This is a genomic window from Pseudomonas sp. B329 (assembly GCF_023127835.1).
In the GTDB taxonomy this organism is placed as follows: domain Bacteria; phylum Pseudomonadota; class Gammaproteobacteria; order Pseudomonadales; family Pseudomonadaceae; genus Aquipseudomonas; species Aquipseudomonas synxantha_A.
On sequence record NZ_SPKP01000057.1, the window covers coordinates 13,721 to 29,089 of the forward strand.

General features: G+C 58.8%; 7 protein-coding genes and 2 pseudogenes. 2 read left to right on the forward strand and 7 right to left on the reverse strand.

What is annotated here, in order from left to right; genetic code table 11:
- The coding region (locus E4P00_RS25020; protein WP_248133258.1) for an ABC transporter transmembrane domain-containing protein at positions 1-864 on the reverse strand (864 nt) is incomplete at its 3' end.
- A gap of 406 nt (positions 865-1,270) precedes the next feature.
- Here E4P00_RS25020 and E4P00_RS25025 point away from each other — a divergent pair.
- Positions 1,271-1,659, forward strand: a pseudogene (locus E4P00_RS25025) (DNA topoisomerase); the annotation flags it as partial.
- A gap of 172 nt (positions 1,660-1,831) precedes the next feature.
- Here the strand turns inward: E4P00_RS25025 and E4P00_RS25030 are convergent.
- From E4P00_RS25030 to E4P00_RS25050, 5 genes are all read right to left on the reverse strand, one after another.
- Positions 1,832-2,092, reverse strand: coding sequence for a histidine phosphatase family protein (locus tag E4P00_RS25030; protein WP_248133259.1), 261 nt, complete (start codon positions 2,090-2,092; stop codon positions 1,832-1,834).
- Positions 2,061-2,612: a hypothetical protein gene (locus E4P00_RS25035; RefSeq protein ID WP_248133260.1), complete on the reverse strand. Its 552-nt coding sequence runs from the start codon at positions 2,610-2,612 to the stop codon at positions 2,061-2,063. The genes E4P00_RS25030 and E4P00_RS25035 overlap by 32 nt, the downstream gene beginning before the upstream one ends.
- Positions 2,613-2,823: 211 nt before the next feature.
- The gene (locus E4P00_RS25040) at positions 2,824-3,489 is read right to left on the reverse strand and encodes a response regulator transcription factor (protein ID WP_248133261.1); all 666 of its coding nucleotides are present in this window, start codon (positions 3,487-3,489) and stop codon (positions 2,824-2,826) included.
- A 123-nt stretch (positions 3,490-3,612) separates the two neighbouring features.
- Entirely contained in the window at positions 3,613-4,143 is a 531-nt protein-coding gene (locus E4P00_RS29010; protein ID WP_282443294.1) for a helix-turn-helix domain-containing protein, read from the reverse strand.
- Between the two features lie 24 nt (positions 4,144-4,167).
- Positions 4,168-5,448 carry an IS110 family transposase gene (locus tag E4P00_RS25050; protein ID WP_248133262.1) on the reverse strand — a complete coding sequence of 427 codons (1,281 nt, stop codon included), beginning with the start codon at positions 5,446-5,448 and terminating at the stop codon, positions 4,168-4,170.
- A 336-nt stretch (positions 5,449-5,784) separates the two neighbouring features.
- Between E4P00_RS25050 and E4P00_RS25055 the strand changes: the two are divergent.
- A pseudogene (locus tag E4P00_RS25055) lies at positions 5,785-5,937 on the forward strand (IS5/IS1182 family transposase); the annotation flags it as partial.
- A 137-nt stretch (positions 5,938-6,074) separates the two neighbouring features.
- Here E4P00_RS25055 and E4P00_RS25060 read toward each other — a convergent pair.
- Positions 6,075-15,329, reverse strand: coding sequence for an Ig-like domain-containing protein (locus E4P00_RS25060; protein ID WP_248133263.1), 9,255 nt, complete (start codon positions 15,327-15,329; stop codon positions 6,075-6,077).
- Positions 15,330-15,369 lie beyond the last annotated feature (40 nt).

Here is a 15,369-nt window from a genome sequence, read left to right on the forward strand (position 1 = left end):
GTCAATCGGGCTCAGCACCCGGCCCATCAGAATGGTGCCGGCAATCATCATCCCGGCCGTCATCTGCCCCTTGATCACCAGCAAGGCGCCCAAGCCCAGCACAAGGGATTGCAGGAGCAGGCGCAGGGACTTGCTCAAGGAGCTGATCACCGAACCGGTGTCGCTGGCCCGGTTCTGCAGGCCGAGGAATTGTGAATGCACCTGGAACCAGCAACTGCGCAGCGCCCCCAGCATGCCCATGGCCTGGATGGTCTCGGCGTTGTGCAAGTGGCTGGTGGCCAGTTGGGTGGACTGCTGGGAGTAGCCGCTGGCTTCGCGCAACGGCTTTTTAGTCAGGTATTCGTTAAGGCACGCCAGGCCGATCAACAGCACCGCACCCGCTGTGGCCAGCACCCCCAGCCACACGTTGAACAGGAAGATCACCAGCAAGTAGATCGGGAACCACGGCGCATCGAAGAACGCAAACAACGCCGGCCCCGTGAGGAACTGGCGGATATGGGTCAAATCCCCGAGCGATTGCCCGGCGTGCCCCTCACCCCGTTGCAGGTTGCGTTCGAAGGCGGCCTTGTACACCTGCAGGTTGAACCGCCGCTCCAACTGGCTGCCGATACGAATCACGATAAAGCTGCGGACGATTTCCAGGGTGCCGATAAAGGCAAAGAAGCCCACCACCATCAGGGTCAACATCACCAGGGTGGTTTCATTCTGCGAGGACAGTACCCGGTCATACACTTGCAGCATGTAAATCGCCGGCACAAGCATCAAAAGGTTTATCAATGCGGTGAAGCATCCCACGCTAGCCAAATCGTTCTTGAAATCACCTAAAGCTCTGAAGAGGGAACTCCTTTTTTCCACTTTCACCATTCCTTCTCCCTTGAAACGTTAAGTATGCTTTTAGGTGCGCTGCTTGGGCCGCAGATCCATGCTCACGGTCAATGCCGATGATCAAAATCATGTCCAACTGCATGGTGGTAATCCTGTCCCCGGGGGGCTCTATCGCGATTGGATGGTGGCTCCCGTCCAAGCCAGCAAAGAGCTTATGCGCAAGTACCCGGCCGCTGGCTAATAGTGGTTTGAATCAGAGAGTTCGCCCAACCCAAAAGCATGTCTCCCGGGAAAGACTGCTTAAAAAATGGGCTGGCGAACTATCATAAAATACTAGAAAAAACTTTTGGAACATGTAGGAATCTTCCGAATTTTAGGACTTGGCGTTGCCTGCGAAGCAGGCCGGCCTTTCGGGCTGCGCATCGAGCCAGGTCAAACAGCCGCACCATGAATCAAGCCGCTATTGGTGTTTCGCGATAAGGGCAAAGAAGGCGAGAACGGCGGCATTGGCACTGCATTCACCCGCAGCAAGATACTGGCCAAGCTTGAAGAGCGCGGTTTCTACCAGGTGGTGAAGAAGAAATTCGTTCCAACCCAATTGGGTCTGGAGTTCATCGCCGCATTGCCGACTATGGCCGCCACCTCGGTTATGACGGCCCTCTTGCATGAACGCAACAGATGATCGAGGCCGGAGAGGTGACGGTTGACGCGTTCTTGGACGAGCTGGAGAGCTTTATTGCTGACCAAGTGAAGAACATTGATTTAGGTGGTATACAGGCCCTGGCCAAGGAGGCTCCGCCTCAGCGTAAATGCATATGGCGGGCGAAGCCTTAGCTTTACCGATTTGCTGCCGCAAAGCTGGCAGTAGCCCACATCACGCTATGGGTAGAGAGCGACTCAGAGTTTCAAGATCTTGTGTCGGTATATTGAAGCTTTGCAAAAACAGCATGTTACCGATTGAAAGTTGCCATTCGTAGAAGTCTGAAAAGTCTTCTATGGCCAGTGCTCAGACTACTTTTTTAAAAAATCCGGGTGCTACAAGCAAAAAAGTTTTGGAGGGATATTTCGATTCCAGCTCAGCTAAACCGTCTCGCACTCGTTTCACAACGTCAGAGATCGACTCACCACCGGTTGGCCCAGCATCCCAAAGTCGAGTGATGTTCTGCGACCAGAGTTGCGGATACCCGATTCCAACGATATCTGCCAGAGCTATGCAAGGTGACTCTGGCAGACGCTTACGCTGAAAGGTGTGAACCGCGCGAATCATTCACCAAGAAGCTCGTGCGGATATCTGCCCGCACATAGCGCTGGAATGTCATCTCCCCGCTTGCACGTTCAAGATACGCAGCAATTTGTTGCAGTGAGGCGGTCGGTATCGATGTAGCCGCTGGCAGCGCTGCCAGCGTGCTGGACATGAGCGAAAGCTGGTCCTCCTTATACCAACTGGGCCCCATGGAGAAGCGCAACACCGTCTGATAAGTTTTGACCGCCTCTTCCTCTGCGTCCAGTCGCTTCAGTAATGGGACAATACGCAGTAATTCAGGAATGAGCTCGTAGCGGTTCTCGACGTTTGTCTGGACGAAATCACGCCACCGGATTAGCAAGTCAAACAGCGCATCGGCAATAGTCGGTTGCAGCTCCATGGTCATGAACTGATCCGCCACCATGGCCAATGTTTGTCGAAACCCTTCGTTGTATAGGCCCAGTTGCTCGGCAAACCCCTGCTTGAGTACCGTTAACAACTGGCCGACGAATTGTGGCAGGCATTCCACCAGCAGTTTTGCCAATCGCTGGAACAGCGCAGGGAAAATGGATTCCGGTAGCCTCAATGTCTCCCAAGAGTACGTCCGGTTCGGCACCGAGCGTGACCGAGGTGTCCACCCAGGTTTGTTGGCAGTGCTGGATTGCCTGTTTTTGCCCCGCTGTGCCGCCCAACAACCCGTGGTAAAACGGCCCCCACCAGCGACAACAGCAACAGGATCCCTTGCAAGTACTGCTTCATGGTGGGCTAATGATCCTATTGAGCTTGAACAGCTCATTGTTCGACGTGACCCCAAGCTTGCGGAACGCCGAGGCTTTCTGAGTACTGATGGTCTTGATACTGCGATTGAATTTATCTGCAATCTCACTCACGGTCATGCCCGCCAGATAACAGCGAATGACTTCCTGTTCACGACTGGTCAACCCCGCCTGGGCCAACGCGTCCGGAATCTCGCCAGAGTCCTTACGAGTATCACTGGTGACCGTTTCTGCCAGGAGATAGGTCATAGAAGTGCTCAGGTACACTGCACCCGATGCCACTTTGCGGATGGCTTTGACCAACTGCTCCATGTCTTCACTCTTGCCAACAAATCCCCGAGCACCGACCCGCATAGCCAAGCCCACGGTCGCCGGGTCGAAGTGCGCTGACAGTACAAGGATGTGGCAGCCAGGAAACTTGATACGTAATGCGCGGATCAGAGACACACCATCCAGCTCATCGGGACTCAGTGAGAAATCCAACAGTAGCAAGTCCGCAGACACTCGTCCCAAACCAGCTATAAGGTCGCGGCTCTTCTCATAAACACCAATCACTTCAAAGTCTGCCTCGGCCGCCAGCGTATTGGCAAGTCCGTGCCGGACAACAGCGTGATCATCCAATAAGGCAATACGTATAGGCTTCATCGTGATTGAACCCATTCAGCGCTTTTGGAGGTAGAGATGAAGAGCAGTACAGTAAGTGACACGCCTGTAAGTATATGCAACAACCGGCTAATCGCACGTCGAACTGTTTTTTGCACCCAGAACCTAGTCAGTAGGCTCTGTGCGGGCCGTGACGCCTTCAATGATGTGCCTGATCCGGAACAGCTCATTATTCGACACCACACCCAGCTTACGAAAAGCGGAAGTTTTTTGTGAGCTGATGGTCTTGATACTGCGATTGAATTTATCTGCAATGTCAGTGATGCTCATACCCGCGAGATAACAGCGAATCACTTCCTGCTCCCGGTTAGACAGGCTGACAAAGCTCAGCGCTCCCTCGCGGCCCTGCGCTTGGCCGTCATAGTTTACGGCACTTGCTTCCGCGACCTTATACGCCACCGTCACCGTCAGCACGCCTTCAGTGAAATCCGTATCCACGTCGGCACGGTTATCAATCTGGTTGACCGTGTAACCCCAGCCATCGTCGATGGGTGGGAACGGAACCATGCCCAGACAACCGATGATCCGGTACACGCCGACCGACTCGCGCGACGACGAAACTACGCCGGAGCCGTTTGTTACAAAATCATAGGTCGCACCAGTGGCGCCCAATACGTTGATTGCTGCTCTTGCCATGTTCAGATCGCCTTTAATGTGCCGTCACCACTCTCTCCCGATACTTTTGTTCATAGTGAGCGGCCCTGGATCCTGATAAGCCATTCCGAAGCGCATCGCGTTGTAGAACAGGATGGCGATCTTTCGAGCGGTAGCAGTCACCGCCTTAGCCTTGCCGACACGCGCAGACAAACGTCGGTAGAAAGCGCCCAATGCCGTATTCGTTTTGCCGATGGTCACCGCAGCCAGGCGCAAGTGCGCTGTAACTCTGTTCTTGGTCTTACGCGTATGCGCTGACAGCACCTTGCCGCCGCTGATCAGGCAGCCAGGTGCTGTCAGCCAGAAGGTGAAGTGATGGGCAGTACGCCAGCGACTCAGGTCAGTACCGCACTCCGCCACCAAACGCAGTGCCAAGTAGGGGCCGATACCATGGATCTGGGTCAGGTCGACGCCGACCAGCTGATAGAGCAAAGTGCGTACGTCTAAGTTGAGCGCGTTCGGCTGCCGAGTCCGATGGCGTGGCTTCGGTAGCGGCTCGCTGGATGTAGGCTTCTGCTGGGAGAGCCGCATTAAGCTCTGGGCAATTTGTTGCTCGCATACATCAAGTTGCACTTGATATGCGTCGTACATAGCCAGCGCCTGCTCCAAAGCAAAGACGTGTTCAGGCTGGTAGTTGCCTACCAAAGCGCTTCGGATGATTTCTACGCTGGACTTGCAGCGTGTGTCGCGCATGGCTGCCAACCTACCCACATCTCGCTCACCGGCGACAATGGCTCGGATGATTCGCATACCAGTGACCCCGGTGACGTCAGACACAACATGATGCAGTTGCAGATTCATGTGAATCAGCGCCTTCTGCATGTGCTGGGTATGCGCGGCGGCGTAATCGAGGTGCCGTTCTCGCAAGCGCAAATAACTCCGTAGCGCGGCGATCTCTCGATCCGGATGGAAGCTGGCACGCAGCAAACCACAGGCATGCAGGCGCTGGTTCCACTGGGCATCGTTAATGTCGGTTTTACGTCCAGGTACTGCGCGGGCGTCCCGTGCATTGGCCAGTACGACATGCAATCCATAGCTTTCCAGGATCTCGTAGACTGGAATCCAATACACCCCGGTCGACTCCATCGCCACCGTGGTAACTCCAAGATCGACCAGCCAGTCGGCCATTTGCTCCAGGTCGGCAGTAAAGGCCTGAAAAGTTCGAACAGGCACATCGGTAAGGTCGGCCGGCACCGCCACTACATGGAAGCGCGAGCCGATATAGATGCCGGCTACACGGTCATGAATAACCGGCAGGCCACGACGCTCTGAACTGGACTTTTTCATGAGTATCCTCCAATCACAGAAAATGCTGGACGGGGACTCGGATCAGATCACATTCCTAAACGGGGTCACGAAACGCGCCACCACTAACGGGTCCGCAGCTTCCCCTGGGTCAGGTTTTTTGACGGGGACTTAGCCTCCAAAAAGCAGACGACCACTGTCCAGCAGTCTCAGTGTAGTGGCCGTGTTTCTAACCCATTGGGGCGCGGAGCGCCGGGGAGGCGGTTTTTTAGAATGTCTCGCTCTTCGGTCACGAGCTTGGGTTCAGCACGCAGACGACAGAGCTCAGCGTGCTGGTCGTCCTCTTGCGCGCGCGGCTCTTGGGGCTTGCTGTGGCGCTTCTAGGTTATCCACTGCCAGTTCGACTATACCAAGCTGCGCTTCCATGGATTGGCCAAGAACACGGCACAGTTGGTAACGCTATTCGCGCTATTGAATCTGTGGATGGCGTACCGATATTTGCTGGCTAATGCAGGAGAGGAGCGCTTGTAGACCTCAGAAACCCGGGTCAAACCCGGATTTCTGGATGAATCATCCGACCGCCCCCCCGTGGGCAACTATGCAGGTGGAGCGCCCAAGCCAGGCAGACAGCCGTCTGCCTGGCTTCTAGCGGCTCATCCCAAGATCATTCAGACCACATGCAACCCCTCCTGAATCAGCAGGTGCGCGTAGGATGCGCTGCTCGAGTCATAGACGTCATAGACGACGTTGTTCTCCGTAACCTGCATAGCCTTTGACCAGGCATTAAGGTCAATGTCCACGGTGTCAAACACGTCGTTTTGGCCAACGTCTCCGGTGATTTTCATAGTCTGCTCACCGTTCGCGTCCTTGCCAGTCACCTTTAGCAGGTCGCCCAAGGTCAGGGTGAGCAACTGGCTTACGCCCTCGCTCAGGTGGATGGCCTCGATGTCCTCCACCTTGTTCGCGATGGCCGCCAGCTTCAGCGGGTTGTGCGAAGCCCACACCAGAGTGTCGTGACCAGTGCCACCGTCGATATGGCGGAAGCCAGTGCCATCGATGATGATGGCGTCGTTACCCTCGCCAGCGCTGACGTTGGTATAGCCGCGAGCGTCGATCATGTCGTTGCTGGCGGTCCCCATAGCATCGGAAGTCGGGCGGTAGGGGATGTGAGTTGCTCCACCTTCCGGTACTTGCGGCGTCAAGCCGAGGGCCTCCAAGTCGAGGGTCTCATCCAGGTCCACCAAGCGGCCCTTAACAGCGGTACCGCTGCCGTCGCTCATGCCGCCGCCGTTACTGCTGTTCACGCTGGCGTCGGTCCAGCTCACGAACAGCTTGCCGCTGTCCAGGAAGGTGGCGGAAATCTGGGTCTGATCCCCCGCCAACAACTGGTTGACGCGCAGCTCCGGCCCTACCTTGCGGCCAGCGTCGTCGAAGTACTGGGCGTAGATACCGTAGGTATCCGCACCCGGTGCCAGGTCGGTCTTCGAGAGGTAGATGACCACAAAGCCACCACCCTCGCGAGCGACCACGACCGGTCGGTCCTGGTTGTTCAGGGTGCTGCCGGTGGCTAGGAACTCACCGCTTACCGGCTCGCCGCTGGCGTTGAAGATGCGTCCCCAACTACCGTAGCCAGAGGAGTCCAGGCCGCCTTTGTCGTTGGAGTCCCAAGTGACCACCAAGTTGCCGTTGGCCAGACCGGCCACGCTCGGCGACGCCTGGTAGTTAGCGGTAGTCTGGTTCGCCACGATTTCCGCGCCGAAGGTACTCGCGGTCGGATCGTAAATACGGAAGTGAACGTCGTAAGCAGCGGTACCACCGGTGTTGTAGGCGTAGGAAAAGACCACGCGACCGTCTTGCAGAGTACTGATGCTGGTCGCACGAGTGTCGGCACTGGTGGAGATGTTGGTGTCGCTGACCATCTGCTCTCTGCCCACTGGGGAACCATTTATATCGTACTGGCGGGTATAAAGGTGCCACTCGCCACTCACGGCCGACTTCCAGGTCACCAAGTGGCCACCGTCAGCCAACGCGGTAATACTGGAGTAGCGCTGATTACCGACGTCGTTGACGTTGACCATGTGCTCGTCGCCCTGACGTGCCACGCCACTGATTTGGCCTTTGGGGTCGTAGGTGTAGCCGTACCTCTGTTGCATCACGGCCTCGTTGCCGCGGGCGTTGCTGGTCCAACTGACCACGAAGCCCTCATCCTGGAGCGCCCCCACCGAGGGATTGATCTGGTTACCAACGGCGGTGGTGTTAACCACGAACTCACTGCCCACCGGCATGCCCGTGGCGTCGAACAGCTGAGCCATAACACATTCGGCGTAACCATCGCCAGTGGCCGACTCCCAAACCACCACGAAGCCGCCCTTAGGCAAGCGCGCAGTGGCCGAGCTGTCCTGATCGCCTGCGGTGGTGGTGTTGACGATGAACTCCGAGTAATAACCGGCGTCGATGTCGACCACCGTGCTCTCGATGCCCCAACCACTGCCATCGGCCTTGTTGCTCTGCCAGGTCACATAGACGTCGCCGTCCTGCAAAAGAGTGGCACCGATCGGGTTAACGAAGAAGCTCTGGTCGCCATCGGTGTTCGGGTTGACGATGAAATCGTGACCGAGCTTCTCGCCGCTTGCGCTGTATCGCTTGGCCTTCACCACCGAACCGCTGCCATCGCCAGCCCCTGCCCCCCAGACGATCAGGTAGCCACCATCGTTCAGTGCTACTGCGGTGGGCTGATATTGATTACCGTTGGCATAATGAACGACCTGCTCATCCATGCCGATCTGCTGCACGTCACCGGTGGACGGATCCACGCTGTAGCGTCCTTTGTAGATGAATTTGCTGCTCTGTCGATCGCCGCCCGGCAGCGTGCCGCGCCAGACCGCCAGGAAGGTACCGTCCTTCAGAGTGATCACATTCGGAGTATTCTGGACGCTGCCGGTGATGCTGTTGACCTGGAAGTTTTTGCCCAGCGGGGTGCCATCGGCCTTGAAGATCTGACCGATGATGCCTTCCTCAGAATAGTCGAGCGGGCCGCGGGCACCCTCCCACACGGTTACGTACATGCCGTCGTGCGCCGGGTCGGTGAACGCAGCCATCACGGGTGTGGGGTAGCTGTCTGTGACGTATGGATTGAAATTGGCCGCACTGACATCGTCGGTCAGTGGCTTGTCATGGGCATCGAAAGTGCGTTGCACGATCAATTTGGTTTTGTTGTCGTACGAACGGCTCGACCAACTAATGGTGTAACCGCCATCGGCATGGGCCATCGCCGTGGGGGCGTTCTGGTTGCCAGCGATATTGACGTTGACTCCGAACTCATCGCCTATGGCTCTGCCGTCAGACCCGTAGCGGCGCGCCATGATACCGTCCCCACTGGTGTCCGGGCCGGCCGCGTAGGACTCCCAGACCACCAGATAGCTGCCATCGGCCAGGGCCGTCACTTGCGGACTGTCCTGGTTGTTTTTGTTGCGCTGGTTGACCTGCTGCTCGGTACCGATCCTGGTAACGCCATCGGCCGCGAACAGTTGCATGTACACATCGGCGGCGTTAGCAGAGGTATCGCCGCTCTGCCAAACGACGACGATCTTGCCATCGGACAAGGTGGCGCTTCTCGGGCTGATCTGCGGACCGACCTTGGTGGTGTTCACCACCTCCGCGTGGTGATCCAGTTCGTAGCCGCCCAAGGCAACCCCCTGGATGTCAACTGGCGGTGCCTCAAGGCCATTGACGTCGCGACCCGACAAGGTGCCCTTCTCGCCTTGCGCCAATGGGTTGGGCCGAATACTCCAGCGGCCGTACTGGTCGGCGGTGGTGTGAAGGGAACCGGCCTTATAGACCAGGGTCACGATCACCCCTGGCTCGGTCTCACCAGCCAGTTGCTCGGAGGTGTTGATGTCCAGGCCGACCTTCGGCGGCAGGGTATCGACCACGAACAGCCACGGCTCGCTCGCCTCGATGGTGTTACCAACCTTGTCGGTGCTCACCGCGGTAAACACATGCTCGCCATCGGCCAGCGGGCTTTTCGGCGTAAAGTTCCAGTCGCCCTTCTCGTCAACGCTCGTGCTGCCCAAAACCACGCCGTTGTCAGAGAGAGTCACCTGGGAGGTCGGCTCACCCTTGCCGGCAATGCTCGGCATGCTGTCATTGGCCAGGTTTCCGGACACCTGGCTGGAGAAGTCCTTGGTGACGAACGAGAGCATCTCCGGCGCTACCGGTAGCCTCGTGTACAGTTCGATCGGGAAGTTGTCGGTGGCGCTACTCCATTGGCCGACGACATCCTGGGCTTGGGCATAGAGGTACTTCATGCCCTCGCCGCCCTGCAGGTACAGGTCTGAGGTGGTGATTTCCCATTTGCCCAGGGCATCAATAATCGTCGAGCCTACGAGGGTGCCTGGGCCGTCTACGCTGAGACGGGCGTATAGATACAGCATGGTGCCGGCCTGGCCGCTGCCGGCCAGCGTCGGGGTGGTGTCATCGGTGGCGCTTACCTTCGGCAGATCACCCTGCTTAGGTCCGAAATCATCACTGACGTTGATGATGACTGGCGTCTCCGGGGCGACGGTCAGGATGGTGAAGCCCCAGTCGTCGGTGCGCGGTCCCTCGTTGCCGGCAGCATCCACAGCAGCGGCCGAGAAGCTGTGCTGACCGTCCAGCAGATTGGTGTCCGGTGTGAACGACCAAGTGCCGTCGACGTTCACCGCCGTAAAGCCAAGCAGCTTACCATTGTCATAGATATTTACCGACGTCGCGCCGGAAGCAGGATCAACCAGGCCACTGTAGGTCGGGGTGGCGTCGTCCGTGGCCTTGCCGGTGCCGATGGTACCAATGAAGGCGCCTACGTCGTCGTGCAGACCCAGGTCGCTGATAGCACCCGGTGCGGTGATGTCCACGTTGACCTCGAAGACCGGGCCCTGAGCGCTTTCGTTACCAGCCTTGTCGGTCGCCGTGAGGGTCAGCTTGTGCTGGCCCTCGGAGAGTTTCTCGGTGTCGCCGGCCGGGTTCCAGTTCCAGGCTCCGCCCGCACCCGCCACGACGCTGGCGAGCAGCTCGCCATTATCGTAGATATTGATCAGGTCGCCTTCGGCGTCGCTGGTACCATACAGGGTCGGGCTCTGGTCGTCGGTGAAGCCTCCGTTGCTGACATCACCGGTCTTACTACCGACATCGTCGAGCACCCTGCTGATCTCAGGAACGTCCGGTGCAGCGGTGTCGATGGTCAGAGCGAAGCTGGCGCTACCTTCGGTGCCAACCTGGTTCTTGGCCACGGCGGTATAGTTGTGCGCGCCCTCGCTCTGCTGCGGCAGGTCGAAGTACCAATTACCTGCAGCGTCGGCGTTGGTGTTGCCGATCACGGTGGTGCCTTCCATGATCGTCACCACGGTACTGGCGGTGGCGGTACCTTCTAGGCGAGGCTGGGGATCGTCGGTGACACCGTTGGCACCGATGTCGGTCCGGATGCTGCCGACATTATCCTTGGCGCGCAGGATGCTGACCACAACGTCGGACGTGTCCAGGTTGAAGTTCAACGGATCACTGGCTTCGCTGGTGTTGCCGGCTTTGTCGGTGACACTGACGCTGATACTGTGCTCACCGTCACCCAGAGGTTCAGACGGCGTAAAGCTCCAGTTGCCGCTGTCATCGGCAATAGCTGTACCCAGGAGGGTATTGCCATCCTTGACAGTGAGGGTGGCACCGGTTTCAGCGCCGCTACCGGTGAATGTCGGCAGGTTGTCGTCGGTGCTGCTGCCTGGCAGGATCTCGCCAGTGATCTTACCGATATCGTCGGCAGCCACGACCGTGCTTGGCTTGGCCGGCGCAGTGGTGTCCAGCACGATGTTGTACGGGCCGGCCACCGAGCTTACCTGGCCCACATCGTTAACGGCCTGGGCGGTAAGGTTCTTCACACCATCGGCACCCAGATCACCGGTCTCGATACTCCAAAGGCCATCAGCTGCCACACGCATGCTGCCGGCTTCCACGCCATCGACGTGCAGGTGTACGACGCTGTTGGCGTCGGCGGTGCCCTTGACGCTAAGGTTCTTATCGTCGGTCCGCTCACCCTTTTGCAACGTGCCCATCTTGCTGCCATGGTTATCCAGCACGGTGCTGAACGATGGCTGGCTCGGACGGCTGGAATCACCTGTGACAATAAAGCTCCAGTCAGGAGTCGTCACACCAACGTTACCAGCGCCATCCACCGCTTCCGCCCGGAAGTTATGGTGACCAACTTCCAGCAGCGGCGACTGGAAGGTCCAACTGCCCTCCTCCGTGACAGGGGCGGTACCCAGCAGTTTAATGCCGTCGTAAACGTTAACATAACCGGCTTCGCCGGCGGCCAGGCGACCGCTGAATCGCGGACGCGCGTCGTCAGTGGTACTGTCGATTTCAATGGTGCCGGTCATCAGGCCGACATCATCGTACAGGTTCAGGTCGTTGCTGACGCCTGGCGGGATGGTGTCGACGCTAAAACTCAGCAACGGGCCCTGGGCACTTTCATTCCCCGTGACGCCGGTGGCGGACACGGAGATCTGATGCAGACCATCGGCCAATGGAGTTTCCGGCTTGTACTGCCAGTTACCGTTGGCATCTACTGTGGCGGTGCCGAGCTTGCTGCCGTTGTCGTAGACATTGATGACCTCGCCCGATTTAGCGCCGTGACCACCGATGACCGGCGCATTGTCATCGGTGACGTCGCCGGGCTGCAGTTTACCTTGGTGAGCTCCGACATTGTCAGTCACTGTCCCGCCGACCGGCGCGGACGACGCTTGGGTGTCGATGGTCAGTTCGAAGCTGGTTCCAGCCTCGTTACCGTTCGCGCCCCTGGCCACGATGCCATAGCTATAAGTGCCGTCGGCCTGCTCCGGCAGTTCGAAGCTCCACTTGCCAAATTCGTCGGCGAGCATCGAGCCGAGCTCGGTGGCGCCAAGCAGGATGCTGACGACTGCACCAGCGGTGGCAGTGCCAACCAGGGTAGGACGGGTGTCGTCGGTGATCGACTTATCACCCAGGTCGCCCGTCTTACTGCCAGTGTTGTCGACGGCCTTGGTGACACTAACGGTCACCACCGCGGTGTCGACAGTGAACGCCAGCACGTCACTGGGCTCGCTGGTGTTGCCAGCGGCATCAGTGGTTTCGACGGTGATGCTGTGCTCGCCGTCACCCAATGGTGCCTGCGGAGTGAAGGTCCAGCTACCGTCGTTACTAGCGGTGGCGCGCCCCAACACGCACTCGCCATCCTTGATGGTCACGATGCTACCCGGCTCGGCTTTGCCGCTAAGGGTTGGCAGGTTGTCATCGGTGATACCGCCAGCCTCGATGTTGCCGGTGACCTTGCCCTGGTCATCAACAGCGCCTATGGTTTGCGGCTTGGCCGGAGCGACAGTGTCAATTCTCACGTTGAACTCGGCACTGGCGCTATTGGCGCCATTGTCGATGCTGGCCACGTAGGTGAGCTCGCCGTCGGCCTGAACCGGCAACTGGAAGCTCCAGTTGCCCTGAGCGTCGACCGTTGCAGTGCCGATTTCAGCACCGTCCTTGAAACTGACGTGCACGGTTTCACCGGCTACACCCTTACCGTGCAAGGTTGGGGTGCTGTCGTTGGTCCAGCCACCCTTGGCGATGTCTTTGATGCTGCCGCCAACGTTATCGGCCACTTGGGTGATGCTGACCTTGACTTCGCTGGTGTCGACCTTGAGCGGCAATACCTCGCTAGGCTCGCTAACGTTGCCAGCCTTGTCGGTGGCGGTAACGCTGATGGCGAGCTCGCCATCAGCCAGCGCCGTCGGGGTGAACAACCAGGTGCCGTCTGCACCGACAGGAACGCTGCCCAGAATCTTGTTGCCATCCTTGATGGTGATGACGCTGTCAGGCTCAGCCGTGCCGCCAAATGTCGGGGTGGCGTCGTCGGTCACGCCGCTAGTAATCGGGCCAGTGACTTCGCCCTGGTCGTCGATTGCGGTGATCACACCCGGCTTGCTCGGCGCGAGGCTGTCGATTGTCAGCCCGAAGCGGGCATTGGCGCTGTTGGCTCCGTTGCAGGCGACGGCGCTGTAGATGTGCATTCCGTCGGCCTGCTGCGGCAATTCCAGGGTCCAATTGCCGCTGACGTCGGCGACGACACTGCCCAACACGTTGGAGCCTGCCATGACCGTGACCAGCGCACCGGCAGTGGCAGTACCCACCAGAGTCGGCTTGCTGTCGTCGGTTGTGGCGTTGTTGGTCAAGTCACCGGTCTTGTCTCCAGCGGCGTCCAAGGCCTTGGTCACGCTGACGTTGACCACCTGGGTGTTGACCACCAGCTTCAGAGCGCCGCTCGGCTCACTGACGTTACCAGCCGGGTCGGTGACCTGGGTGGTGATGCTATGCTCGCCTTCGGCCAGCGGCTCGGACGGGGTGAACGACCACTTGCCATCTATGCCGACGGGTACGCTGCCCAGCGCCCGCCCACTATCTTTGATGGTGACGGTGGCACCCGGCTCGCTGCTGCCACCAAAGGTCGGGGTGGTGTCGTCGGTCACGCTGCCGGTGATCAGCCCGGTAATGGCCCCGACGTTATCTTCGACACTCGGCACGCCCGGTTTGAGCGGCGCGGTAGTGTCAAGAACGACGGTGAAGCCGCCGGTTTGCGGACTGGCTTGGCCAGCCTTGTCGACCGCCTTGGCGGTGATGACCTTAATGCCATCGGCCCCCAAGTCACTGACGGTGATGCTCCAGTTGCCCTCGGCGTCGGCGGCGACACTGCCGACTTCGCCACCATTGACGTATAGGTACACCACGGCGCCTGGCTCAGCGGTACCGGAGACAGTCGGAGTCTTGTCGTCGGTAACGGAGCCCGGTTGCAGGTGGGTGCTGGTGATCAGACCAAAGTTATCACTCACATGGTTCAGCGACGGCGCCTGCGGGGCGTTCAACTTGACGGTGAAGCTCCAATCCGCGGTCTTTTCACCTTCGTTGCCAACAGCATCCACTGCGGCGGACTGGAAGTTGTGCGAGCCAGCCTGCAACGGCTGCGGCGGTTCGAAGTTCCACTCACCATTGTTGACATTGGCACTCCCAATCAGCACACCGTTGTCATAGATGTTGATCAACGCGGCATCGACCGGCGCTCCCTTGCCCAGGAATTGAGGCTTGGCATCATCGGTCACGTCGCCTTTAGCGATCAGGCCGGTCTTAGTGCCCACATCGTCAATCAGCTGCAGCGCGTCTTCCCCCTGCGGCAGTTCGGTCGGCGGCAAGGTGTCAACGGTGAAGCCCCAGCTTTCGGTACGAGCGCTTTCATTGCCAGCACCATCGACGGTGGCGGCCTGAAAGTTGTGCCGCCCCTCCAGCAAGTCGGCGTTCGGGGTGAACGACCAAGTACCATTGGCGTTTACTGCGGTGCTGCCGATCAGTTCACCATTGTCGTAGACATTGATGGCGACGATATCGCCCACCTGGGGCAGTTTGCCCTGGAAGACCGGCTTAGCGTCATCGGTCACGCCGCCTTTGCCTATCGGGCCGGTCTTGCTGCCGACATCATCAATCAGGTTGAGCTGCTCAGGCTTGTTCGAGTCCATCACTAAGGTCGGCGCCTCGGTGTCGACCGTGAAGTTCCAGGCATCGGTCTTGGCGCTTTCGTTACCGGCAACGTCGACCGAAGTAGCCTGGAAGCTATGCGCACCTTGGCCCAGCTTATGCTCCCCGTCGGGGGTGAAGATCCAATTGCCGGCGGCGTCAACGGGAGCGCTGCCGATCAGTACACCGTTGTCGTAGATGTTGACCGAACTGACGTCGTTGGCATCGTCCACCTTGCCGCTAAAGGTCGGTTGTTCGTCATTGGTCTTGCCACTGTGCTCGATGAGGCCGACATTTAGCTCTACGTCATCGATCAGTTGCAGGCTTTCGTCACCCTGCGGGGCTTGCGGCGGGGCCAGGTCGGCCACGCCGGCCTCGACCGCCGGGCTGTCGTTGCCAGCCGCGTCG